This is a genomic window from Streptomyces sp. ISL-98 (genome assembly GCF_018614055.1).
Taxonomy (GTDB): Bacteria; Actinomycetota; Actinomycetes; order Streptomycetales; family Streptomycetaceae; genus Streptomyces; species Streptomyces spiramyceticus.
Genome location: NZ_JAGGPB010000033.1, coordinates 1 through 24,776 on the forward strand (window position 1 = coordinate 1; position 24,776 = coordinate 24,776).

A 24,776-nucleotide genomic window follows, 5' to 3' on the forward strand; every position below is an offset into this window, starting at 1 on the left:
CAACAAAATCACGAGACACTAGCGGTGCATACAAGGAAGGCGAACGCGAGGTCCGCCACACGATCATCCGAGTCATCCGCGACCACCTCCGGCCCCAAGCACCCACCTCCTGGTCCGCGTGCCACTTCGACTTCACCCGCGCCATTTTCGACGGCGGGGACCTCTCACAAAGCCGTTTCCAAGGCACGGTCTCCTTTGACGGCGCAAAGTTCAGCGGCGGCCGGGTCTCCTTTGACGGCGCAACGTTCAGCGGCGGCCGGGTCTCCTTCATCGGCGCGAAGTTCAGCGGCGGCGAGGTTTCCTTCATCGGCGCGGAGTTCAGCGGCGGCGAGGTTTCCTTCGACGGCGCGGAGTTCAGCGGCGGCCAGGTCCCCTTCATCGGCGCGGAGTTCAACGGCGGCCAGGTCTCCTTCATCGGCGCGGAGTTCAGCAGCGGCATGGTCTCCTTCATCGGCGCGGAGTTCAGCGGCGGCCAGGTCCCCTTCCTCGGCGCGAAGTTCAGTAGCGGTGAGGTCTCCTTCGAGGGCGCGGAGTTCAGTAGCGGTGAGGTCTCCTTCAAGGGCGCGGAGTCCAGTAGCGGTGAGGTCTCCTTCGAGCTCGTAAGAGGCACCCCACAGAACTGGGGCCCTTTCGCACCGCCATCTGGTTCGGCATAGTGACGCCAAAAAGCGGCAGAGGGTTGGGAAACCCTCCTAGGCCAGGTCCTCCACTCGGGAGCGCGGCTTCACTGCACCTGCCCCAAGGGGGAGCCCCGCCATCGGCGCTGCCTGTGCCAGGACGGCCCGGGAATCCCCGGACGGTCTTGGGACCATTTCCACAGGTCGGAGCACGGTTGTCGCCGGTTTCCGTCCGATTCGGGCCCAGCTAGCCGACCGGTTAGTTGGCCCTTGGTGTACGAGCTGGGATTCCGGGGCCGAACGGGCCTGACACCGGGAGCGCGAAGTCCCGGAGCCATGACAGGGTCCGGGACTTCTGTGCACTTCACTTGACGCCGGGTTCAACGGCCGGCTGCTGTCCCGGTCACCGGCCACCGCTCATGCCCAGTCGAGTCCGAGTTCGGCGAGCGCGGCGAGCTTGTCGGCGGTGAGCTTGGCGCGTCGGCTCTTGCTGTTCGACAGGAACACCCCGAGCTTCACCTCGCTCCCGTCATCGAGCCGTTCTACGTGGGCCCTGGGGACGGTCACAGAGCCCGTACGCGCCTTGTACTGCGTCAGGGCTGCCACGCCCCGTTCGAAGGCCCCAGAGGCAGCCTTGGGCGGCTTCGCGGGCGCTTCCTGTTCCGGCGGCAGCGGCACGACACCGAGCTGCTCCAGGCGCTCGCGCTGCCCGTCCATCAGCCCCTGCCAGACAGCGTGCTGACGCTGCCGCTCCAGCCACCGGCCGACGTCCATCCCGTGCACCGTCACCCCGGGTTCGACGTAGGCGAGCACGCTCTCCTCCGCAAGCATCTCCCGTACGGCAGCGTAGTGGCGTTGCCAGTCAGCCGGCCATGCCGGGTTCCAGTGTGCGTCTACGGCCTCCAGCGCGGCCTTCCACTCGGGGTGGCCGTCCAGCGCACCCGGACGGCGCAAATTGCTGAGCCACTGCCCTACGGGCCTGGACAAGGCCACTGCCGACCTCGGAGCGCAAAGGCTCCAGTGTTCCTCGTAGTACGCCTTCGCGGCCTCCAGGTTCTCCTGGAACCGCTCGTCGGCCATCGACCAGACCATGCCGAGTTTCTCCAGCCGCTGCGCACGCTGGCCGCTCATCTCCCCGGCCCCGTAGGCCCGTCGCTGTTCTGCCACCCACTGTCCCAGGGGTGTTGCTCCCTCTCGGTGTCCGTAGGGCACGCGAGCGTGGCCCTCACGTTCGGTGAACTGCTTGAGCTTCGCCCAGCCGCGCGCCCAGTCCTGCCGCTCTGTGTCGATCACGTTGAAGGAGACCCAGTTCGCGACCATCACTGGATCACGTGGAGCGGCGAAACGCAGCAGAAGACGGGATTCCTCTTCGTCTTCTTCCGGTGCAGTACCGATATTCATAGACGGGTCCACGACGCTCGTCTGCGGTTCCTGTGGAATGGCGAGCAATTCCACGGCCTCTTCATCATGAGCCCGAAGTCCTTCGAGTACCTTCACCAGAGGCCGATACGATCCGGAAGTGAACATGTCTTCCGGCTGTTCTCCGGGCTGGAGGAATACGGGAACGATCAGTGAGGCCAATTTCCCTTGTCCGGGCTTTTGCCGCAGGGCGCGCCCGATGGCCTGGACGATGTCGTGCGGTGCCCCCTTCGGGTCCAGAAGGGCAACACTGTCCACGGCCCGGATGTCCATTATCTATAGGTGGGGGGAGTGCGAGGGACCTTTGCTCTGCTTGCCTCAGCAGGCGGTAGTGGCTCTGCATTGTCGATGCTGCGCAATTTAGCTTTCAGCGGTGCGGTTGTTGAGACGTCGAATGGTGTCTGCGGCTGTACCGCCGAGGCCAGGGTGGTCGCGGTAGAGGGCGAGCAGTTGGAGGGAGGAATGATCTCCTGCGCGAGCGAGTAGGCGCAGCACGGTGGCGGCGCGGTCGTCGGGCTGGGGGTGCGGGAAGAGCGAGGTGAGGTGCTCCGGGGCGCTCAGGCCATGGTGCAGAACGGTGCGGATGTGGCCGGGGAAGGAATCGACGATGAGGCCGAGCGCGCTCGTACGGATGTCTTGGGCGAACATGGCAACAGACTGAAACTGCTGGAGCGGGTCAACGGCGGCGTCCAGGAGAGAGGTGGTGAGCTGCTCCCACAGCGGCATGCAGCGTGCGTATCGGTCATCTGAGTTGAGGTTCTGGCGGTGAAGCCAGAACAAGATCTGCCCGTAGCAGCGCCATGCTTCTGCGTCGGCGCCTTCGTGGCTGCCCAGAATCGGGGGAGGGATCTCCAGGTGTGCGGCGCAGCCTTCGATGCCGAGCAAGTGGCAACTGATCGCATTCTGGCGGAATGGATCGAGCACGTTCATATGTGACGCCCAGTAGCGGAAAGCCGGCAGCGCGGCCGGGTCCTTCGCGCGTATGAGCTCCTTGAGGACAACGTCTGTGAACAGGCTGGCGTCCCCTTCCCGCACTGCGAGGATAAGCAGCGCGCGGCGTGCGGCCGGCTCAAGAGCATCGATTGCCACGATAAACGGCGCAGAGATCGCTTCCTCGAACTGGCTCTCCACGATTCTTTGAGCGAGGGAATGGGCGTCGGGCTGCTTGGGACTGGTAAGGACAGAAGAGATCTCCGCGGTGATGTCGTCAACGGCGTAGGGCGAAGTGAGCTGACCGTAGACGTGTAAGGCGTCGACGAGCATTGTGGAAACCCACACGCTGTCCGTGTGCACGTCGTTCAGCAGCTCGATGACTCGGGTCTCGGTGACCTCATCCACGGTGGTGCGGATGGAGGTGAGCAGGTCGAGGCCTGCGAATCGCAGTTGGCTGGCCTCGGTGGCCCACGCGTGGCTGAACAGCGTCGGCGCCAGTGCAGCTACTTCGCTGTCGTCCGTCCAGCGCAGGAGGAGACACAGCAGCATGGCCAGCCCGATGTCGTCGGCCTCCAGCGAAGCGGCCCATCTCTGGAGATCGGCTGCTTCTGCCAGCTGATGCCGGTTGTGCCCTCGCCTCGGCCACGCCAGCCGGAGCGCATGCGTGATCACCGCCGCAGGCAGCCGTGTACCACCCTTCGACGCGATGGGCCCGTTCAAAGCCTCAGCAATCAGCCCAGCTACGCGAGAGTGCGTTGGGCTCCATCCCGTGCCGCGTCGGAAGGACTGGTCATTCTCGCGCATGAGCCGGGCCAGTGGCCCCAACAGCCGCCCGTCGCGGGCGGTGGTGCCGAGGGCCGTGAACATCGCCTGCTCGTACTCGCTCCAGCAGCGGCTCGGCTCAATGGCGTATCTGAAGTCGGAAGTGCATTCGACCCTGCTGGTGGCCATTGCCTCGACCGCCTCTTCCAGGCAGCGCTGGGCCTCTGTCAATGCGACGCCGTCGGCCACAGGTCCCAATCGCCCGCACAGCGCTTCGATGAGCACCTCTGTGTCGGGCAGTTCCTGCAGCAGGCTGCGTACTTCGTCCGGGTCGCTGAGCAGCGCAACGGCCCAGACTGCCAGCTCGCGGCGATGCGGTCGCCGCAGCTCACCGGCCAGCTCCATAGCGCTCTCACGGGACCACATCAGGGCTTCGGCGGCGAGCAGATGGGCGTACCACTCATGCCGGAACTCGACCCGCCGATGGCGAACCTGCACCACAGGCGATCTCAACGCCTCGTCCACCACGCCCACCGCGCCACCGAGCGCAACCAGCACCTGGGCAGCGCTGCGCTGGGCTTCTGCCAGCGGCAACCATCCCGCCAGCCGCTCGTCCATCAGCATCGCCCAGCGGTGCAGCACCTGCCGCAGAGCCGTCGGCTGCGACGCCCGCTGCAGCTGTTCACCCAGGTAGGCGTCCAAGAGGGCAGCGCGTCCCGCGCCTGTCGGCAGACGCCGTGTCAGTTGCGCTGCCATCGACAACTCGAAGGCGGTCCCGAACGCTTTGCACTCTTCCTCGACGACCTCTTCCTGTTGAGGACCCACCCCGTAGCACCGCAATAGCGCCGCGCGCTGCTGTGAGGTTGGATCGACCGTCCTCAGCTGTGCACCGCCGATCACTGCGGGCACGGTGACGAACTCGTGGCTGGTGGACACCAAAGTGGCCTCGGCGCGACGACACCACGAACTGAGCTGCAGCATCAGCCGATCCTGGAACCGGCTGGGACATTCGTTGATCGCATCCACGAGCAAGACGACCGGAAGCCCCTCCAACCGAGCGGTCCGCACCAGGCAGTCCGCGGATTGCGAGGTGAACGGGGCCACGCTCTCGTCGAGGCTGTCCTCCACCCGTCCTTCGTATACGCCCGCTCGCAGCAGGATGGGCAGCCAGCCGACCTGCGCCAACCCCAGGGCGGCGTGAGCCAGGGTATGGCTCTTGCCCGTTCCCGAGCTGCCGACCACCTGGACGTGACGTCCGGGCCGCAGCCAGGCTGCCAACTCCGTTGACAGCACACCTTCTGCCCCGTCTTGCTCTTGCAGCGTCAGCGCAACCAGACCATGTAACCCCTCGCTCAGGTACGAACCGAGGTGGGCTAGGTAGTCCTCCAGCGCCTGCCCCTTGGACGCGTCGCTGATGTCGGCCTGCATCTCCCGGTCGAGCATGGGACGGCAGAACACTCGCATCGTGTCCTCGCCGAAGAACCGTCGTACCAGGTCCGGCAACACAAACAGCATGTCGGACAACTGCTGTCGGCCCCACAGATCAACAACCAGATCCTGGTGCTGTTCGCGTAGCCGCGTCAGCTCCAGGTCGATCTTTGTGTCGCGAACATCCGCCGTGGTGACGATCACCAGACGGTGAGCATCGAAGGGTCGGCTTCCATCGGCATATGCAACCACTGCCTTGCGAAGATCGGCAGCGGTGAACTTCTCGTACCTCTTGGCCTGATACACCGCAGGTGGCTGGGAGGCGAAGAAGGCGACCACGTCGACCCCATCCTGGGCCTGGCCGCCCCGCCCGAAAGGTCGGGACTCCAGAGCATGGTCGGCCTGGACCGCCAACGCCACCACGAGATGCTCCAGAGCCTCCCAAGACAGCTCATGCGTACGAAGCAGCAAAGGCGCCGTGACCGTCAAGGGCGGCTGCCCCGGCAGTTCCCTAGCCTGCTCCCCGCCGCCCTGGCCTGCGCTGCTCATGCGTCGTTTTGGCTGCCGTTGTCCTCGTCGGCGTCATAGTCGGCGAGTGCGGCCATCGCCTCCCACATGGCTTCGTCGTCGTAGTCCGGCACCACCAGGTCGGGCTCGAGGCCGTCACTGTCCGGGTCGAGCTCCTGGGATTGGGCCAGCACCTCGATCAGGAACCGTCGCGCGGCCTTCAGGAGGCCGGGATCATCCAGCCACAGTCCGAACTCCAGGCTGCGGCGGGAGCTCTCCGTGCCGTTGGCGCTGCCCAGCCACAGCCGGTGCGGCGTGAAGCCGGTGACATCTGCCACGCCTCCCAGAGCGTCCTCATCGTGCCACCACAGCTCACCCAGCAGCAGCATCTTGGTGTGGAGAATCGGGACGAGATGGTTTCCGGCCTTGCGGTAGCCCAGGGCGCGCAGTGCCGGCAGCCGGATGCGTTCCTGCGGTGAGCCAGGGCCCAGCACTGGAGCTTTGCCGTCCTGGTGGAAACGCAGCTCCTCCAGCTCGGAGAAGGCCCAGGCTGGGAAGCCAGCCGCATCTTTCACAGCCTCGGCGACCTTCCGCAACCGCTCTGCGTGGTACTTGCCCCGCGGCTGCTTACTCACCACCACGCACGCGGACGGGAACTCGGCGATGCGCTGGAGCAGCTCGGCATCGTCCACCCACAAAAATGCCCCGAGCATCGCCGGCCCCAGGCTTCGCGGCCGCCGCTGCTGTTCGAGATCCCGCCGGAACTCGTCAATCCCCTCGATGAGACCAGCCAGCACGTTCGTCCCGAACTGGATGGGATGCTTCCCGCCCTCCAGGACTGCCTGTACGTCGAACTGCTTGGAAAACGACGGATCCATATGCCCCCCTGTGCCGCCAACATTATGACGCGACACCACATACTGCCGGGCGCTGAGCAGCAGCGGGGAGCGTGGCCGCCGGTGGCCCCTGGCGCACGCCGACATGCATTGGCCGCGCCGACGCGTACCTGACTGGCGCGAGGGCGTCGACCACGGGGTCTGTGTTTATCTGGGGTTGCTCAGGGTGTGGGGGACGTAGGGTATGCGCTCCGACCTGCGGCGGAGAGGTGTTCGGGGAAGCCCGGTATCGGTGCTCTGGGCGCGAGTTACGTTCGGCACGTGTCTCATCACTTCCTCGCTTTCCGGTCGGTATCTGCTGGTGGTGGGGTGCGGTGGGTGGTGGTCGATGCCGGCACCTACGCCCTGCACCCGCAGGCGACCGCCTACCTGGCCTCGCTGCGGTCCCGGGGCTGTTCGGTGAACACCGAGCGTGCCTACGCGGGTCGGGTGGCCCTTTATCTGTCCTACTGCCAGGACCAGCGCATCGACTGGACTGCTCCGCGGTTTGTGGAGCTCGGGGGTCTGCAGCGGTGGTTGGTGGCCGAGCCTCTCCCGGCGCGGGGCCAGCGGCCGTCGCTTGAGCCGCGGTTTCGCTCGCCGGGGACGGCGAACGCGGTGATGACCGTGGTGAGCGGTTTCCTCAGGTTCGGCTCCGTACACGGCTGGGTCACCCCTGAGACGGTGGCGGTGCTGTCGGAACCGAAGCAGTTGTTCCATCTGCCGCCGGGCTACGACCCGGGCGAGAGGGGGCAGTTCCGTACCGTCGAGGCGGCCTCCTTCCGGTTCGCGCTGACCGATCCGGGCTTTGAGGAGCTGAGCCATGAACAGATCGCCGCCGTGATCGATTCGGCGGGCCGGGCGAGGGACCGGTTCCTCATCACACTGCTGGCGTGTACGGGTCTGCGGATCGGGGAGGCTTTGGGGCTGCGCCGCGAGGATCTGCACCTGCTGTCCTCCTCCCGGGTGCTGGGCTGCGGCACTGCGGGGCCCCATCTCCACGTCCGCCGCCGCACGGACAATCCCAACGGCGCGCTGGCCAAGTCCCGCCGCCCGCGCACCGTGCCGGTCACCGCCGGTCTGGTCGCGCTCTACACCGACTACCAGTACGAACGCGACACCGCAGGCCCCGCGGCCGACGGCGAGATGGTCTTCGTCAACCTGTTCCGCCTGCCGGTGGGCCGGCCGATGTCCTACCCCAATGCCAAGGATCTCTTCGACCGCCTGGCGCGCGCCGCCGACCACCCCTTCCGCCCTCACATGCTGCGCCACTCCGCAGCTACGGCCTGGCTGCGCGGCGGTGTGGACCGTGACGTCGTGCAGCGTCTGCTGGGCCACCTGTCCCCGCTGTCGATGGAGCGCTACCGGCACGTCACCGATGCCGAGACCCGCCAGGCCGTCGAGCGCGTCCAAGCCCTGCGGGACCACCGATGAGCCGGATCCTGCGCCTGCCCGCACCTTCCGCCGCCGCACCGGGCCGGGCCGACTGGGACAGCCGGGCCTGGCTCGCCTGGCTCGAGGACCGCCTCGACGGCAGCTGGCGGCCGGGGGAGTGGGACCGCCGGCGCTGGCTGTTCACCGGTGACCTGGCCAACCCCCGCACTTCCTCCTCCACCTGCCGGACGCGGGCCTGCGACAGCGTCGTCGTCACCAAGAAAATCTTCTGCTCCCCCTGCGGCGAGCAGCTGAGAGCATCAGGCCAGGAGCCGGACACCTTCGCCGCGGCCTACCATCCGGTCCGCCAACGCAGCTTTCCCGGCATGGTCACCATCCGGTGCTCCATCACCCGCGACGGCGTGCAATGCGTCCGCCCCCGCCACTGCAAGGGCATGTGCGTCACCCACTACAACGCCTGGAAATACCACGCTGTGAAGGGCACCGAGGAAGCCTGGCTGCGCGACCGCGCCCAACCCTGCACCGACGACCTTCCCTGCCAGGTCCCCGCCTGCCCCAGCCCGTCCTACAACTCCCGGGGCCTGTGCAACTACCACGCCCGGCAATGGAGCAAGGACAACCGCCAACACCCCCTCGACGCACAGCAATGGGCCGCGCAGCAGTCCCCTTATCTGGCCACGCACCAGTTCAGCCTCCAGCCCCTGCCCGGCCTGCTGCGCCACGAGATGCTCTACGGCCTGCAGCAGACCGACCTCTGGATCCGCGCCCTGGAACCGCACCGCATCCGCAATCTCGTACGCGACCTGGCCGACGCCAGCACCCTCCTGGCGGAAGACACCGGGCCGGACCGCCTGGCCAGCCCACACGCCGGCGCCGTTAGAACACTGCAGCGGCTGCGCACCGGCCTCCGCAGCGCATTCGAGGAATTCACCGGCAGGCCCCTCGCCGAACCGGACGTCCTGGACCTGCGGACCATCGGCCTGCGTACCACCGCGGGGGGCGCGCCCCGCCGCATGCCCGGCACTGCAGACCTGCGCCCCATTCACCAGCCCTGGCTACGCGACCTGATACGCCATTGGGTCACCACCAGCACGCCACGCACCGAGGTCTTCTCCAACACTCTGCGGGCCGTCACCATCGCCTCCCGGACTCTGGCCCAGCGACCAGGACAGGGCCTTGACCCAGCGGCGCTGCACTTTTACCGATGCCTCCGCGATCGTCGACGCCTTCCGCGTCGCCCTGCGGCGCGACGGGACCCTCTATCGCTCCTCACAGCGCCGCACGCTCGTCGGCTGTTTCTTCCAGCTGATCGACTACGGCCGCCGCTCCGGACAGCTGAACACCCTCGCGGGAGCCTTCACTCGCCACCCGGTCGAGCACCGTATCCCCATCGAGGAAACCGACGAAGACGGCATCGGCAAGGCCGTCCCCGAAACAGTCATCCGCCAGCTCGACACCCACCTGGACACCCTCGGCCTGGGAGAGGTCCAAGGCCGCCGCGACCTCCCACCCGCCGACCGGCAACTGCTCTACCAGACCGTCTACATCCTGCTCCGCGACACCGGCCGCCGCCCCCTGGAGATCGCCGCCCTGCCCCACCACTGCCTGGAGACCGCCCAGGGCCAGATCTCATTGATCTGGAACAACCACAAACGGCACCGCCACCGCCGGCGCCTGCCCATCACCGAATCCACCGCCCAGGCTGTCCGCACCTGGCAAGCCCGCCGCCCCCATCTCCAGCTGCCCGCCGCCGACGACGCCTACCTCTTCCCTGCCCTCAGCGCCTACAGCAGCGCCGGCCACCTCAACGCCAACTACATCAGCGAGACCCTGCGCGTCTGGGTCGACTCCCTGCCTGCCCTGTACGCCGAAGGAGTCGACGCCCACGGCAACTTCCTGCCCTTCGACCGGGCCCTGATCTACCCCTACGCCTTCCGCCACTCCTACGCCCAGCGCCATGCCGACGCCGGAACCCCCGTGGACGTCCTGCGGGAGCTGATGGATCACCGCTCCATCGCCATGACGCAGCGCTACTACCAGGTCTCCCTCAAACGTAAACGCGCGGCCGTCACCACCCTCAGCACCCACGTCGTCGACCGCCTCGGCCAGCCCGCCGCCAGCTCCACCAGCGGCTACGAACTGCGCTCGGTCGCCGTCCCCTACGGAGGATGCACCGAGCCCAGCAACGTCAAAGCCGGGGGAGCCTCCTGCCCGATCCGCTTCCAATGCGCCGGCTGCGGCTTCTACCGCCCCGACCCCTCCTACCTCCCCGCGATCGAGCAGCACATCAACGAACTGCGCGCCGACCGCGAGACCGCCCAGGCCATGGACGCCGCCGCGTTCGTCACCACCGCCCTCACCGACCAGATCACCGCCTTTGCCAGCACACCCCGTGAAACCGTCACCGCACCCGTACGCGACCTCCTGCTCACCTCTCGGGTCCGCGCCGAGGACCGCGCCGGCTACGAGCGCACCAAGTTCAAGCGGCTGTCCGGGACGATGGGAAGCCGTGCTCGACCAGCGGTTCCGCCGCGGCGGGACCGGCAAACGCTGCCCGGTGTGCCACCCGCCGCGCAAGAGCCCCACCCGGCTGTGATCTCGGCCCGCGCCTCGCCTCGTCCACCGCGATGCCGGCCATGCCGCGTCAGCGCGTCACGTCGTCGCCCGTCTCCGCCGACTCGGCCAGCGCGGACGGGCTGCGCGTGAGCCTCCACCAGCGCCTCTGGCGCTGGTCTCTCCAGGTGTGCAGCCGGTTGGCCACGGAGAGGGTGTCTGGATGGCGGGGGCCGAAAGTCGCCTGGTAGCCCGCGAGAGAACGCTCCAGCGTACTGATGGCCGCCGCTGTGTCGCCCTGGGACCAGTACCTGCGCGCGAGGTTGACCTGGCCTGCGAGTGTCGCCGGGTGTGCACAGCCCAACAGCCGTTGCCGAACGGCGACGGTGTCCTTGAGTAGTGCAACAACATCGATGGGCTCCGCAGCTGCGTAGGGCCTCGGACCGTCCAGATCCAGCCTGTTGTCTTGGTAGGGGAAGTCCTCCTGCAGTACGGCGAAGGCTTCCTTGTGACGGTGGTCGCAGATGCAGACCAGGGCGAGATCACGGCGAGCAAGGAGCGTCAAGGGATGAGCCCGGCCCAACAGCCGTTCACTGGTGCCGATGAGCCGCTGCCAGTAGGGGACTGCCGCACCCCGAGCCATACTGCGCCCGGCCCAGCGCAGGAGGTAGTGGCCATCGACCTGCCACAGCAGATCCCCTGCGCAGCCGTCCAGGCTGTCGATGTTGGTGAGTAGCGCGGCCGTCGTCTCATGGTCGAACCACGGGACCTGGTCGCACAGTTCCGTCAGGGCGCCAGCAGCGGTCTTCACCACCTCCGGCACTGCGGCATCGGGGGTGCACTCGCGCACGGCGCGTGCGGTGAGGGCGTGCAGCCGCACCGCCCGGGAGCCGGCCTGCGCGTGATCGGTGAGCAGGCCGTAGCGGTGCAGGAGTCGGAGTGCTGCATGGGCCTGGGCGGGACCGATTGCCGTGGGAGCCCCGTCCGGGGGTGCGGTGCGGTGGGTGCTGAGGTAGCGGGTGACGGCGTCACTGGCCCACAGGGAACGGGGGTGCCCGGCCGGGTCCAGGACTGCGGCCAGACGCATAACCGGAACGGCCAGGCCGACGGGCTTGCTTGCCTGCGCGACATCCAACGAGAGCAGGAGAGCTGCGGCCACCTGTCGGCCGTACCCCTCGGTGTCCGCTTCGCGCGGCATCAGGTCGTCCAGTCGTGCGGCACTGTCGTTGAAGCGGCGCAGATATTCCGCGCACGGAACATCCTCGTTGACCATGTAGGCGGCCGCGTGCGACAGCGCCAGCGGCAGGTAGCCGAGTGTATCGGCCAGCACCGCGGCCTGCGCGTCCAGGAGATGGGCCGCATGCGCCGAGCTGAGCCGCTCCCGCAGATAGGTCTCGGCCTCATCTGCGCTGTAGGCGTCGATGTCCACCACGGCCCGGCCACCGCCGGACAGGACCGCTTCGTGACGGCGGGTCGTCGCCAGAACACGGCCGCATCCGAAAACGGAGGACGGCGGCCACCACGCCTGCATTGCTTCGGGGTCGGTGAGGTCGTCGAGAACCACCAGCCATGAGCGCCGGGTGGTCGCCAGCCACTGAAGGAACAGCCCGGCGTCGGACTCGGCACTCCTGCCCAGAAGATGATCCGCAGCGGCTTCCACGTAATGCGCGGCGTGGGCGTAGCGGGCGATGACCTGTTCGGTGTCACTGGCATCGACCCACACCACCAGGTCGACACCGTCCGCCAGGGCCTGGTGGGCATAGGCGGCGGCGAGTTGGGTCTTGCCCACACCCCCGCCGCCGGACAGCACCTGAGTCAGCACCACCGTGGCATGGTCGGCCCCGGCGCGGTCGACCCGGTCACGCACCGCAGACCGGTCCTGGAACGCGGAAGCAAGCACCGGTACTGATCCCAACCTGATCGGCCAGTGCACCGGCTTTCGTGGTGGGGGAGCGGAGACCGTCACCTGGCTGACATGGCCGCTGATAGCCACCGCATGGGCGCCCGAGGCGACCGCGTCGCCCGACCGCTCCACCCGCACGGCCGCCCCGGCGCCCGGCGAAGCCTGCGGCCCCGGGCCCCGGTAACCGCTCAGTGCGTCGCCACCACACGCAGCGAAGGCATCACCGCTCTCGCTGATGCTGACGGCCGGCACAGTTCCGCCCACGCTGTCCCGGGCACGGGACGAACGCTCCACCCAAGGCCACCTCATCGGCCCTCGCGCCTTCCATCTACGGCCACGGCAGCCCTAGCCGGTGTAGTCGATGCCAGTGCCGGCACTGCTCCCCTGCCCGCGGGCGATTGCGTCCCCACTCTGCTGAACACGAGCCGCTCCGCTGCCGCCATGACGACGGCGAATGCCAGTGTGGGCGCTTCCGCCGCCACTCGCCTCAGCTCGCCCCGTCCGCGCGGCGATGTCCCGTGCTTCGGCGGCTGGTTGGAGCCAGGCCCACAGCAAGGCACACACGCCCGTGGCAGCCTGCACCGAGGCACCCACCAGCTGCCCGGTGTCCGGCCCGTTGAGCAGCCAGAAAGCCGGGGTTGAGACGATCACCAGCACGGCAGCAACCGTCACCGCAACGTTCCGCCCACCTGACATGCCCTGTCCTTCCCCTCACTGGTGCCGCCACTTCCCAGCAACAGCACCAGACAACCGCACACACGAGGTGAAGGACGTCTCGTGGATCACGGCAGTTCCAATGCCCCCTCGACAAACAGGGTGTCCTTGGGGCACGGCGAGCAGTCCTCATCGTCGCCGCCGAACCGTCCGACACCGCTGTCCACGCCGAAGCATGACTAACGGCGGCTGTTTTGACCCCTGATGCGGGCGTGCGGTGTCGTGGATTCGGTGGGGGCAGGGGCAGCAGGAAACAAACACGTGCTTCGCTGAGACGCAGGGGTGATGGTTGCCGGATCATGGCAGCGGGTGCCCCCTCTGCTCGGCAACGGAGCAGGTCAGCGTGAGCCGCTGGCATCGTTGCGTCCCGCCTCGTCTGGGGCGGAGGAGCGGTCCGGGCCAGGCGCATCGGGTAAATCGGGGTCGGCCTGGTGTCCGTGGAGCCGGTAGACCATTTCGTCAGGCGCGCGCAGCATACGTGCCTGCCGCCAGGCCGTGTCGTAGGACAGCGGTATCTTGCTTCGCCGTTGCAGGAGCAGGGCTTGCAGACTGGTCAGGGGGGAGAGCACGGCTCTCCAAAGGACAAGCTTCACGGTGAGAGTCCTTGTTCGACACGTGCCAAGGGCCGCGTGATGGACGTCAGTTGGCGTGCGCCTGCGCCGCGGGCGGAGTGCCGCCGTTGAGTGCGGTGACGGAGTTGAGCAGGGCGAGCATCGCCCGCTGCTGCTTGTCGGTGTCGCTGAAGCCGTCGCCGAGCCGTTCCCACTGCTCCAGCATCGGATACCACCACTGGTCACAGGCTTTGATCGTGCGGGCCAGGCGCTGCAGCGCGGCAGTCTCCTCGTCCGGGAGGCGTCCGGGATGGCGTTCGAGGCGGTCGAGCACGACGAGGCCGGGGTGGTCGTAGAGCTGTGTCTTGAGGAACTGCAGGCGCCGGACGCGTTCGGTGTCCGCTGTGCGCTGCGCGAGATGTTCCCGGGACTCCGGCGCCAGACGCAACACCGCCTGGGCTGCCAGGATCCGGTAGTGGCGGTTGCCCTCGTGCGGAGCGCCCAAAGAGGCGTTCAGGGCGTCCTGGGCAGCGGGCAGATCAGCGGCGTCCCAGCGTGCCGCAGTCTCGGCGGCCTTCTGATGGATGTCGGTGCGCACGAGGTCGTCGAGGTTGGGGCGTAGGCGCAGCATGGGACGCCAGCGCAGTGTGTATACGGCTTCGAATGCGATGCCGGGGGTCGCGCTGGCCAGCAGCCGTGGAAGCGGGCAGGTGGTGGTGCGCACCGCCCGTTGCCAGGGCCACCTCATGCCGGAGCCTTTGTGAGAGTGAACACCGGCTGCAGACGGTGATCGACCAGGTGCTGGTAGAAGTCCTCGCCGGCGTTGAGGCCCTGGGGCGTGGTGACGTCGGCCAGAGCCTTCATCAGCTCCATGCCAGCGTGGAACATGTTGTGACCGCGCAGGGCCGGCAGAAGCTGGTCGCGCAGGCGGCCGTAGGAGGCGGGGTCGGGCGCGCACATGCGGATCCATCCGGTGAGGTACGGGACGATCTCGGCCGTCGTGTCCGGGCTGCTGAGAAGGTCCTGCAAGGCCCGCTGGACGTCGATGCCCGGTGCGCTGTCGGACATGAGCCAGGGCATGCTGTCGTCCTGGACGGGCATCAGGGCCAAAAACGCCAGACTCCCGCTCTTCGGGGATGCTTGAGACTCCTGCCAGTCTCGGACTTCAGCCACCAGCCGGGCGGTGCCTGAGGGCCGACCAGCCAGTTCTTCGAAGGCCTTGAGAACGTCGCGGCGGAGGTCCGGCTCGCTTGTGGTGTGCGCGATGCGCCGCAGCCGCACGATGGCCCTCTTTGCCGTTGATGCATTGGCAGCGTCGTCGTGCAGGACGCGGCGGCAGGTGGAGATGACGGTGGGCGCATAGTGCTTCTGCTCGGCCCAGCGGTACAGAACGTCCCAGGCCAGGCGTCCGACGTGTTCGTCGTGGACGGCCACGTCCAAGATGCTGCTGAGCAGGTCGGGGTGGGAATCGCGGGCGATGGCGCCCAGGGCGTTGAGGTGGGCGGTCGTGCCGTGGCGCAGGACGAGGGTGGACAGTGCAGCAACCGAGAGATCGGCTGCGCTGTCGCCGCCGGCGCTCTGCACGAGCCAGGCAAGCATCGCCTCGCGCATGACCTCGTAGTTGTCCCAGACGTACTCGAGGATGGCCCGGCCGTAGGCGGGCCGGTCGAAGAGCACAGTGTCGTGGGAGCCGACGTCGGCGCCGACGTCCTGGATACGGCGGCGCAGTCCGCGGCCGGCGAAGACAGTCTGAGCGGGGGAGAGGTCCGACTTGTTGCCCGCGTCCTTCGGAATGAGGGCTTGTTGCAGGGCGCGCGCGGTGCTGGCCACAGCCGGCAGGGGAGCCGACTGGCGCACGGCCAGGGCCAGTAGCAGGCAGCGGTCCTCCAGCGTGAGGGAGCCCTTGGCGGCGTCGTGAGTGGTGGCCACCTCACCGAAGAGCCGGTCGAGGTGATCCCTCCAGTCCGACAGCGCTGCGGTGATGCGGTCTTCCAGGCTGAGATCGGCGTCGGCCGGCGCGGACCGGTGGAGGGCCGCTGAGGTGCGCGCGTCCTGCAGGCGCCTGTGCTCCTGCCACGTCATGGCGATGGTGCCCGCGGCGCGCACGGCTGCCATAGCGTGCAGCCCCCGCAGTGAGGCCCTGGCGATCGGGAAGGAGCGGAGTTCGGCGACGAGCGGCGCGTGCCCGGCCGCGTTCAGATGGGTTTCCACCACCCGCTGGGCATCCGGGGGCTCGGTGAGATACACGACCTGCACGCCCTTGCGGGTGGTCAGCCGGTCATCCCAGAGCTCCTGGGCGACCGTCAGCACGAGATAGGAACGGGAAGCCCCGAGGTGGTCGGCGAAAGTGCTGAGGGCATTGAGGAAATCGGCCGACGGCCGGTCGGTCTCGGGATCCTTCAGGTCAAGCTGGTAGGCGTGCTCCTCCTCCAACGGCAGCCGGCCCTGGCTCGGGGTACTCCAGTCGCAATCCAGCTTGACCAGCGTGGTCGCACTGTCGGTGTGCTCGGCCAGAAGCCGCAACGCGAAGGTCGTGGCGCCGAAGGCACGGGGTGCTACCACGATCACCACACGCTGCCGCGGCCGCGGCGCCTCCGGGGCGAGTGCCTGCCGCCAGGCTTCGGCCCACTGCCCCTCGCAGACGAAGGGCTGGCTCAGGACCTCCCCGCGATCGACCCGCACGCCCTCCAGCAGGTCGAGCTTGCGTGTTTGGTTGACGAATTTGTTGATGTTGCCTGCGACCACATCGACCTTGCCGTACAGATGGGTGCCGGCGCCGTTGGTGAGGAGTACATCCGCCACGGCATCAGCCGGGCCTCCGCCCGCGTGCGGGCCTTCCGACGCGGAGCCCTGCGGCAGCACGCCGCTCGGGGGAAATTCGTCCGTCCGGTCCGGTCCTTGTCGCCACCACGGCGGCCGCCAGCCGCCGGATCCATTCGGCTCCGGCTCACCGGACCGGGGGGTGTCTGAGTGACTGGGCCCTAACGGCCCGAAACCCTGTTCTGACATGCACTGCCTCGTCTGTGAGATGGGTGTGGCGGGTGCTGAGTGCGGGGGTCAGCGCCCAGGACTGTTGTGGTAGTAGGTGCCGACGCTGCCGATGACGTTGGTGTCTTTCATGGACCCGAGGAAATGCATCGTGGTCCCGGAGCCTGCAGGGGCCGGCGGCGGATCAGCCGCGACTGCGTCGGGGGTCTGGGGCAGCTCGGTGACGTAGTGCTGCAGCGTCTCGGCCGTCATCCCTGGAATATGGAGCTGGCAGGGCTGCTCGAAGCCCTCCTTGCCCTCAACACGCGCGACAGCCGCCAGGAAGTGCGTGTGCTGCAGGTTCGGCGTGCGCCCGGCATGCACGGTGCGGTCGAATACCGGTCCTGACAGGACGGCCGCGATGTAGGCCCCGTGCTTCGTCGCTGCGGTCATGGCCTGCCGCACTGCCTGGCTGTCGACCAGCCGGCACGCCTCGTTGATGGCGTCGCCCCGGTGGTCGGGCAACGAGAGGGGACCGACGTGGACACTGACGCGGACCCAGATCGCAGATCCGCCGCGCAGCCGCGTCTGATCGTAGCGAGAGAGCGCCGCGTTCAGGTGGCCGAGCAGCGGATCCACCAGCCGTGCCGTGTCACGCGCCGGCACCACGCAGATGGCGCCGTCGCCGGTGTCCCGGTAAGCGCCCTCCCGCGATCGAGGGTCGTCGAGCCCGCTCTGTGGGAAGACCGTGTTGAGGATGATGTCATCCAGGTCGGCACGGATCGGAGCCATCTTCGCTTCGGGAAGCTGGCTGTAGTCCTTCATGTCGACGACCAGGAGCGCATGCTCCTGCGGCACATCGATGTCCGGAAGGACAGAAGAGTCCATGGAAGCCGGGCCTTTCAGTCATGGCGGTCACAACAGGTGCCATGCTGATTTAGACCTTCTGGCAGTGGTGCCCAGGAATGGGCACCACCGTGATGCCGTGCGTCACGTTTCGGCGCGGACGTGCCTTCGGATGGCCGCGATGTCGCGGACGACAAGCCCCCCGCCGGGAGCCGTGTCCAGCCAGCCGTGCTCGCGCCACGGCCTGAGAGCGGCACCGACAGCGTTGCGGGAGGCACCGATCATCTGGGAAAGCTCTGTTTGCGTAAGACGGACCGACAGCTCGCGTGCCGTTGCGGAGGAGACGTCCGCCAGGCGGGTCAGGGCCGAGGCCAGCCGCGCAGGAACCGACGCAGTGGCCAGCTCGAGCCGCACCGACTCCGCCTCACGCACGCGGGCGATGGCATGCCGCAGCAACGGCGCCAGCAAGTCGTACTTGTCCACGAAAGCAAGGAAGTCCGCGGCCGGAACGATATGCACAAAGCAGGTCTCCGCCGCAATGACCGACGCCGAGCGAGGCTGGGAGTCCAGCACCGCCAGCTCACCCAGCAGTTCACCGGCCCCCCGCACGGCCAGCAGCGTCCGTTCCCCGCTCTGACCCGTCAGTGTCACGAGAGTGGAACCGGAATCCAGAAGGATCACATGCGTCCCGGGATCGCCCTGCCGTAACAGCATGCTGCGCGCCGGCCGCACCCTCCGCGGCGCAAGATCACGCAACTGAGACCACAACTGCTCACCGATCACCGTGATATGCGGCTGATACACAGTCCCCCCCAGGTGTGGCGCCCCTCACATCCGGATTGTCTCAACATGGCATGTAGGTGATCAACAGCCCAATTCCGGCCATCGCCAGGGCAACCACCACCAGATCGACCGCAAGACGGATCGCTCGGAACTTCCGCCGCGCCAGAACAGCCATCACCGACAACCGCTTCTCTTCCAGGTGCTGTTGGCTCGCACAGCTCATCTCGGCAAACGACGCCACCAGCGGCCCGGCGTCCACTCCCCGCCGCAACCCGAGCAGCTCGCCAGACGCGCCGGCCCGGGGGAGCACCGGACGAAGAGCCCACAGGGCCACGCCCACCGCCGCTGCTAGCAACAACGACGCCAACAGCAATGCCACAACAAGGCCCCGAGGGGCATCCACACCGGACAACATCGCCACGCCAGCCGTCAGAAGTCCCCCGGCGGCCCCGCATAGAGCAGTGGCCTTGGCATCCGCTCGCTGCAACTCAACCACCATGTCGGCAGCCATGGCCCGCAGTCGCAGTACCTGCTGCCCGTCTGTCCCCACCACGCCGCCGGCCCTTCTGTCCACGAGCGCCCCCTTGCGTCTCCAGGCGAATCCAACCGCCGCGCCGATGACTCGACTGTGCTCTGCTCTCCTACCGGGTGGTGCCCACCAACGGGCACCACCCGGGCGTTGTAGGTCACGCAAGAGTGAGTCCTGCAGTAAGGGCGCCTGACAGGGGTGCTGCTTCCATCGTCGATGCGGCCTGTCGCAAAGCCGTTGGGCAAACAGGGCAGAGCAGGAACCGCCCGTGCGCAATGAGAGCGCCGTCCAACTTGATGCACCGGCACGGCTTCAGCCATCAGGTGCCGGCCCGCCGCGCGGCCCGGTGCCCGAACAGGGCACTTCGCCAAGGAGAGCGGACTCGATACGAGCGCATGGGCGCTGTGGGCCGGCGACATCGCGGGCGGCGCCGACACGGCCCTCCACTGTGCCGAGCAGCACGGTGCCGGGGGAGTGAGCGAGCCCCCTGCCTGCCCAGGGGTCAGCCGCCGATGTCGATGTCCTCTAGCAGGTCCCGTGTGATGTCTTCGATGCCGTCTTCGATGGCCGTGATGGCCGCCTGGCAGATGAGCTGGGACAGCAGCTTGAGATAGCCGCCGGTGCGGCTGTGCAGGTACTCGTACTCCCCGACCAGCGCATGGGGAGAGAGCCGGTGCAAGCAGAGGTCCTCTTCGAAGCCGCGCAGAACGCTCGGCCAGGTCTCCTGGTCGCCGCTGTACAGCGGGATGGGGTCGAGCCAGGTCACCGGCAGCCGGCTGGGATCCGCCTGGGGGAGCACCTTGTGTTCCGTGCCGCCTGGGCCGTCGATGATCGGGACCCGCAGGCTCAGGCCCTGCTGTGCCTCGCTGAGACGGTCCGTCTTTACACGGGCCGCCCGCAGGATCTCGCGGGCACCGGTACCGCAGAAGATGGTCGTGATGCCGAGCTGTTCGCGCAGGAGGTCGAAGTAGTGCAGCACCGGGGCAAGTTGGTCCGGGTGGACCCGCTGCATGCCGTCCACGAGCAGCAGCTGGGTCCAGCGCCGCCCCAGGACATGGCGCACAGGCTGGGAGAGATCGGGCGTGCGCCTGGGCTGGCGCACCTCGTCCTCGGTCACCGGCGCCGGGGTCAGGCCCAGGAACTCGGCGATCTCCCACACCCAGTTCACGAGGTTGTCCGCATCCTGCGGGGCCGTGATGTGCACGACGGGGATCCGGTCGTGGTGCACTTCCTCGACGGACTTCTGGAGTGCCCGGCCGATGGCCCGCAGCAGGAAGGTCTTGCCGGTGCCGGGCGGCCCGTCGATCACCCGGTCCATCAACCCCTCGCGCCGGTTGCGGTTGACCAGCAGCAGCCGGTGCGCCTTCAACAGCGCCGCATCGAATGGGGGATTGGGAACCAGCCGCAGATGTCCGTGGTAGCGCAGGCGGGGATCGTCGGAGGTGACAGGCGTGCCGGGCGGGGCGGAGTCCGCGAGGTCGGGGCGCCGGATCATCTCGTGGACGTAGGCGTCCCAGCCCTGAAGGGTGAAGATCCAGCGCGGCGCCATCGGTGCGGCCCGCGCCTGGTCCAGGATCTGTCGTTCCTGCTGGGCGCGTGCGGTGGCGCGTGCGGCGGTGGAGGTTGCCACAGTGTCCTCCTCGGGGACGGGGCGGGGCAGTGGTGCCCACCGGGCACGGCCGGTGGGCCGGTGGGCGGTGTCCGCTCAGGGGGAATTTGTGCTGTCTGCTGCCGGTGGCCGGTCGCTCTCCCGCCCGGCGACGGGCAGAGACGGATAGGCGGCGACCGCCTCGATGTCGATGGACACTCCCGCATACGGGTTCACCACCGGCTCGGGCTCTGCGGCCACTTCCAGCCCCTGGAACGGGATTTTGGGAGCGGACTTCTGCGCCTTTCCGGGGCCTTGGCGCAGTGAGCGGCGTAGAGCCCGCAACGCCTTGACGATCGCCAGCTGGTCGTCCTTGCGGCCCCCGTCGTCCACGACCATCGCGGTGGCCCGCTCCCACAGATCCTGCGTCCACCGGTCGTCGAGCAGACCCCGGTGGATGAACTCCACCTCAACCCATTCCTGCGAGTACACGTGGTCGAAGAGGTAGGCCACTTCGGGGTGGTAGGGGTTGTAGCGGGCTTCGAACCGGTCGTTGTGCTCGGTGATCCCGGAACGCTGTTCGATCAGCAGCCGCATCCGCCAGTCCGCACCCTGGTAGGTGCGGTTCTCGATGGTGATGCCCTTGTCGCTGATCTCCACCCAGGCGGGGACCAGCAGCTTGCGTGCTTCCTCGGCGGTGATCGGCCGCGGCCGGTAGCCCGTCATGGGCATCAGCTGCGCGTACATCTCGTTCGGCGACAGAATCAGGCCCGGGGTGAACGGGCTGCGCAGTCCCTTGTGCGGCGTCTGCTGGTAGTCGAGGGCGATCCACTGCTCGGCCAGGTCCTGCAGCGTGTTGATGGGATACAGGGGCCCCTTGTCGATCCCCAGCCCCCGGTGGGCGAAGCCGGTGCCGGTCCAGCCCGCCACGTGCTGGCTGAACCGGCTGCCCAGGGTGCGGAAGAACCGCTCTTTGAGCGGCTTGTCGGTCGGGGTGTTCTTGCGCGCGTACTGGATGGTGATGCCGAGCATGTCGCACACATACTTGAAATGATCACTCAAGTAGGGGCTGCCCTGGTCGATGATCACCGTGCGCGGATGAATGACCGGACGCGCCGCAACCGCGCGCGCGAACCGCTCATCCGCCTCCCGAAGGTCCTCAAACGGCAGCGCGGAGTTGGCGGCCAGCGCCAGCGGATCCCAGTGCGGACGCCAGGCAAGCGGGGCAAAGCACTGCGCCAGTAGCAGCACCAGGTCGAATGCCCGGGTCGCCCGGCCGCCGATCCGCTTGCCCGGCGAGCCCTCCCCGGTGACCACCGGCACGACCATGACAGCGCAGTTGGAGCGCGACGCGACATCGATCGCCGAGGTCAACTCGGCCGAGACGACCTGGGCGTCGTCCCCGAGCGCCTTCACCTTCAGCGGAGAGGTGTCGATCTGCACCACCTCACCCGGCCGCAGCGCATGGGAAGGCCGGTAGGGAGGAAGCGGTTTGCTCGCCCGCTGCGCACGCCGCCGCGTGGGGGCGGCCAGATACTCAGCCAGCCCGGTGTCCTCCATCCGCCGGTAGAACGTGGCCCGCTTCAGCAGCAACCGCTGCGCCTCCTGCGGATCCTCCAACTCCGCCTTGAAGCGTTCCTGGACGACATCCAGCACCTCCTCCCAGATGGTCTGGATGTCTACCCCTGACCCGCGGCTGTGGGCCATCACCACGTCCCGCATGATCTCGATGACCCGCGGGTCCGTGCGATGCCCGCTCTCGCGGGAGCGCCGCTCGATCAGAACCAACGGATTCTCGCCCGCCCGTTTCCACTTCAGCCGCATCGACTCCAGCGTCTTCGCACTGATCTCAATCCCCGCAGCCGCCAACTCCCGTGACTTGCACGCATAACGCTCAGCCAGCGTCGTCACTCCCGGCTCGTACCCCGGCCGGGCCTCGCTGCTGCCCGGCAACACGCCGGTGTCGAGCTCCTTCATATGCCGATGCCACCGCGCGGCCTGCTTGCGCTGGGCTTTGGACGGCGGATCATCCACTGCGGGCATCGGAGCCGGCGCAACGGGGGAGTTGTCACCATCCAGCACAGCGAAGCCCGGCGCGGAGACCATCGCCGCGTACAGCACCTCCACCGGCGTGGACGTCTCCTCGGCCAGGAGCACAGCAGCCGGACCGTGGAACGCCACCACCTGGTGGGCCACGCCCTGCCACATCACTCGGTCGCCCAGGCGCACCTGCCCCGGTGTGAACACGCCCGGCCCGCTCATGCCGCTCCACCAGCAAGCCACGCCGTCGCACGGGGCATCAGGGGACGCTCCCAGTGGATGTCCAGACGGCGCTGCCACACCAACCGGTACACCAGATCAAGCGCCGCCGCATACGGCACGCCACTGGCCCGCGCCCCCTCACCGATGGGGCATTCCCGGCGAAAGGCCTCCTCGACCGCCTCCCGCTCCGCGGCCGCCACCGGCACCGGCACCGGCTGGCGGTAGTCGGCCGCCCACTCCAGATTGGCCAGGCGTACCCCCTCCGGCACCCGCCGCACCGACACCTGCCAGCCGGCCGCCGCCGCGACCTGATGCGCAACCTCCAGATCCTCCCGCCACTGGGGGCCGTCCTTCTCAGGCTCCACAAGCACGACCTCACGCGCCCCGGTGACTGTGCGCACCACGAAATCCGGGCGCCAGCGCCGCTTGCCCCGCGCGCCCTGCCAGTGCAGCTCCACCGGCTCCCCGCCAATCCAGGCGATCTCCGGATCGAAGTCCAGCTCCAGCGCCACCCGACGGCGCCGCAGCGAACCGCACACCACATGCCCACCGGTCGTGGCGCACCACCAGTCGGACAGCTTCCCGGGACGACCGTGAAAGGCCACCGGCTCGCTCGGCGGACGCCGCTCCTCCAGCGCTACCCCCACCAGAGCAGCGGGTGCCGCCGACACCAACTGCTCACACTCATCCAGATAGCACACCCGCACTTCACGCATAGCAACCCTCCCCGCTCATCCCAGGGTGACCGCTGCCCGACAGCGCACAGCGAGCCAGCAGCGAGAGTTCCTCCGTTCGAGGGCATGCTCTTGACAGATCCGCGACGATGGTGCCGTATCCCAGGAGCGGGTTTCTGCCGCCGGGCGATCCCCGGCGGGCGGGGAGAAAAGCCGTCCACCCCGCAGAGCGCATGCCGTCCAGCAGCCGGCCAGTCAACTGCGCGGGACGGTTCCATCTGGCAGCGTGCGTCGAGTAGGGGACTGCTGAACTCGGCCACCAGGCTTGCTCCGATCGAATGCTGCCTGCGCGACGGTCTGTGCGCACGGCGGCGGGGGAGAGTTCTGTCTGATGCCGCGACGCCCCCGGCCGCACTGCCCTTCGCGGGCATCCCCTTGAGGACTCATGCGCCAGGCATGCACGAGCGCTGTTGCAGGGAGCCCACACGAGCCGCGATCCGGTTGTGCCGCTCCGCCAGCACGAGCTGCCGCCGCCCTGCCGTGGCGGCTCCCGCACCCGTCGCAGCAGGACGGCTGTGGCGCTCCAGCCACTGCAACAGGGCGTCCTTGCCCGCGGCGAAGTCGACACCCCACACGTCCGCTTGACACTGCACCCGAACCAGCCACCTGCCCCGGTCCTGCGGCATGCGCAGCCCCGCCTGCTCGAATCGCAGCATCAACCAGGCCAGCTTGACCGCCTCGGGAAAGACGACCAGTGGTACAGCACGCGCCGAACGGGCCTCCAGCCCTGCCGTCCAGGCACGCTGCACCCACACCAGCGTGTCGGGCGCATACGTCCACCACTGGTACATGACCTGACAGGCATCGGCGAACAACTCCTCGCCGGCCGACTTGAACTTGCCCTGCAGACGCAGCCTGTCCCGGTGCGCTGCAACGCACTCCGCAAGCGAGGCCACAGACACGGCCTCCGGATCGGTGCTGCGCGAGTCATCCATCCACCGCAGATGCCGGCCGCACACCTGCCAGCTGTCCGCCGACATCAACCACACCCGCTCACTGACCTGCCGCTGGTGTCCGCACGACGCGCACCACGGCACCAGATGCCCGCCCTCCGCTTCCCACGGCCACTGCCACACCGCTGGCCCTGTACCGGGCAGCAGCAGGTCATCCGCCAGTGACGGCAACGCCCACTGAAGCAGCCCCACATCCAGGCCCGACAGCACCGACAGATAGTTCCGGCCCGCCGCGTTCACCTTCATCTCGGTGTACTGCGGATACTTCTCCACCTGGTCCGGATCCTGGGACGCCTCACCCTGCCCGACACGGTCGAGGAACGAGGCCAGGTTCAGACCGTTGGCCCGCCCCAGCCGCCGCACGAACGATCCGGTCGACTCCCCGCCCACCGGCCGCACCTGCACCGGCAGCGGACGGCTCGGCCCCAGCAACCCCGTCAAGTCCATGGGACTTCCT

At 68.1% G+C, this 24,776-nt stretch carries 15 protein-coding genes and 1 pseudogene; 3 read left to right on the plus strand and 13 right to left on the minus strand.

Translation table 11 applies throughout. The features are described from left to right. Positions 1-656: pentapeptide repeat-containing protein (locus J7I98_RS21960; RefSeq protein ID WP_214923085.1), on the plus strand; the 656-nt coding region annotated here is incomplete at its 5' end. 378 nt (positions 657-1,034) lie between these two features. Here J7I98_RS21960 and J7I98_RS21965 read toward each other — a convergent pair. From J7I98_RS21965 to J7I98_RS21975, 3 genes and pseudogenes are all read right to left on the minus strand, one after another. Further along, positions 1,035-2,309 (minus strand): annotated as a pseudogene (locus J7I98_RS21965) (Helicase associated domain protein); the annotation flags it as partial. A gap of 87 nt (positions 2,310-2,396) precedes the next feature. Continuing rightward, on the minus strand, positions 2,397-5,708 hold the full coding sequence (locus J7I98_RS42295) for a hypothetical protein (RefSeq protein ID WP_214923091.1): 3,312 nt from the start codon (positions 5,706-5,708) through the stop codon (positions 2,397-2,399). Continuing rightward, positions 5,705-6,544: a hypothetical protein gene (locus tag J7I98_RS21975; RefSeq protein ID WP_214923093.1), complete on the minus strand. Its 840-nt coding sequence runs from the start codon at positions 6,542-6,544 to the stop codon at positions 5,705-5,707. The genes J7I98_RS42295 and J7I98_RS21975 overlap by 4 nt, the downstream gene beginning before the upstream one ends. 279 nt (positions 6,545-6,823) lie before the next feature. Here J7I98_RS21975 and J7I98_RS21980 point away from each other — a divergent pair, with 279 nt between their 5' ends. After that, a complete protein-coding gene (locus J7I98_RS21980) occupies positions 6,824-7,975 on the plus strand; it encodes a tyrosine-type recombinase/integrase (RefSeq protein WP_308377885.1) in 1,152 nt (383 codons plus the stop codon). 1,137 nt (positions 7,976-9,112) lie between these two features. Beyond that, positions 9,113-10,642, plus strand: a complete 1,530-nt coding sequence (locus J7I98_RS41200) for a tyrosine-type recombinase/integrase (RefSeq protein ID WP_251020997.1) — start codon at positions 9,113-9,115, stop codon at positions 10,640-10,642. Here J7I98_RS41200 and J7I98_RS21990 read toward each other — a convergent pair. The 10 genes from J7I98_RS21990 to J7I98_RS22035 all read right to left on the minus strand — a co-directional run bounded on the left by J7I98_RS21990 (position 10,581) and on the right by J7I98_RS22035 (position 24,766). Then, positions 10,581-12,686: a tetratricopeptide repeat protein gene (locus tag J7I98_RS21990; RefSeq protein WP_214923095.1), complete on the minus strand. Its 2,106-nt coding sequence runs from the start codon at positions 12,684-12,686 to the stop codon at positions 10,581-10,583. The two genes, J7I98_RS41200 and J7I98_RS21990, sit on opposite strands and share 62 nt — an antisense overlap. A gap of 1,059 nt (positions 12,687-13,745) precedes the next feature. Continuing rightward, positions 13,746-14,405 carry a hypothetical protein gene (locus J7I98_RS21995; protein WP_251021000.1) on the minus strand — a complete coding sequence of 220 codons (660 nt, stop codon included), beginning with the start codon at positions 14,403-14,405 and terminating at the stop codon, positions 13,746-13,748. Next, positions 14,402-16,459: a hypothetical protein gene (locus J7I98_RS22000; RefSeq protein ID WP_308377886.1), complete on the minus strand. Its 2,058-nt coding sequence runs from the start codon at positions 16,457-16,459 to the stop codon at positions 14,402-14,404. Before J7I98_RS22000 ends, J7I98_RS21995 begins: the two co-directional genes overlap by 4 nt. A 255-nt stretch (positions 16,460-16,714) precedes the next feature. After that, positions 16,715-17,449 carry a hypothetical protein gene (locus tag J7I98_RS22005; protein ID WP_251021001.1) on the minus strand — a complete coding sequence of 245 codons (735 nt, stop codon included), beginning with the start codon at positions 17,447-17,449 and terminating at the stop codon, positions 16,715-16,717. Positions 17,450-17,614: 165 nt separating this feature from the next. Further along, on the minus strand, positions 17,615-18,274 hold the full coding sequence (locus tag J7I98_RS22010) for a Crp/Fnr family transcriptional regulator (RefSeq protein WP_308377887.1): 660 nt from the start codon (positions 18,272-18,274) through the stop codon (positions 17,615-17,617). A 40-nt stretch (positions 18,275-18,314) separates the two neighbouring features. Beyond that, complete coding sequence (locus J7I98_RS22015) at positions 18,315-18,764, minus strand: Pycsar system effector family protein (RefSeq protein WP_214923099.1); 450 nt, start codon at positions 18,762-18,764, stop codon at positions 18,315-18,317. A 520-nt stretch (positions 18,765-19,284) separates the two neighbouring features. Next, complete coding sequence (locus J7I98_RS22020; protein ID WP_214923110.1) at positions 19,285-20,412, minus strand: ATP-binding protein; 1,128 nt, start codon at positions 20,410-20,412, stop codon at positions 19,285-19,287. Between the two features lie 75 nt (positions 20,413-20,487). Next, the gene (locus J7I98_RS22025; RefSeq protein WP_214923135.1) at positions 20,488-22,632 is read right to left on the minus strand and encodes a DDE-type integrase/transposase/recombinase; all 2,145 of its coding nucleotides are present in this window, start codon (positions 22,630-22,632) and stop codon (positions 20,488-20,490) included. Then, the gene (locus J7I98_RS22030; RefSeq protein ID WP_214923137.1) at positions 22,629-23,348 is read right to left on the minus strand and encodes a TnsA-like heteromeric transposase endonuclease subunit; all 720 of its coding nucleotides are present in this window, start codon (positions 23,346-23,348) and stop codon (positions 22,629-22,631) included. Before J7I98_RS22030 ends, J7I98_RS22025 begins: the two co-directional genes overlap by 4 nt. A gap of 401 nt (positions 23,349-23,749) precedes the next feature. Continuing rightward, positions 23,750-24,766, minus strand: a complete 1,017-nt coding sequence (locus J7I98_RS22035) for a TniQ family protein (RefSeq protein ID WP_214923152.1) — start codon at positions 24,764-24,766, stop codon at positions 23,750-23,752. Between the last annotated feature and the right edge of the window lie 10 nt (positions 24,767-24,776).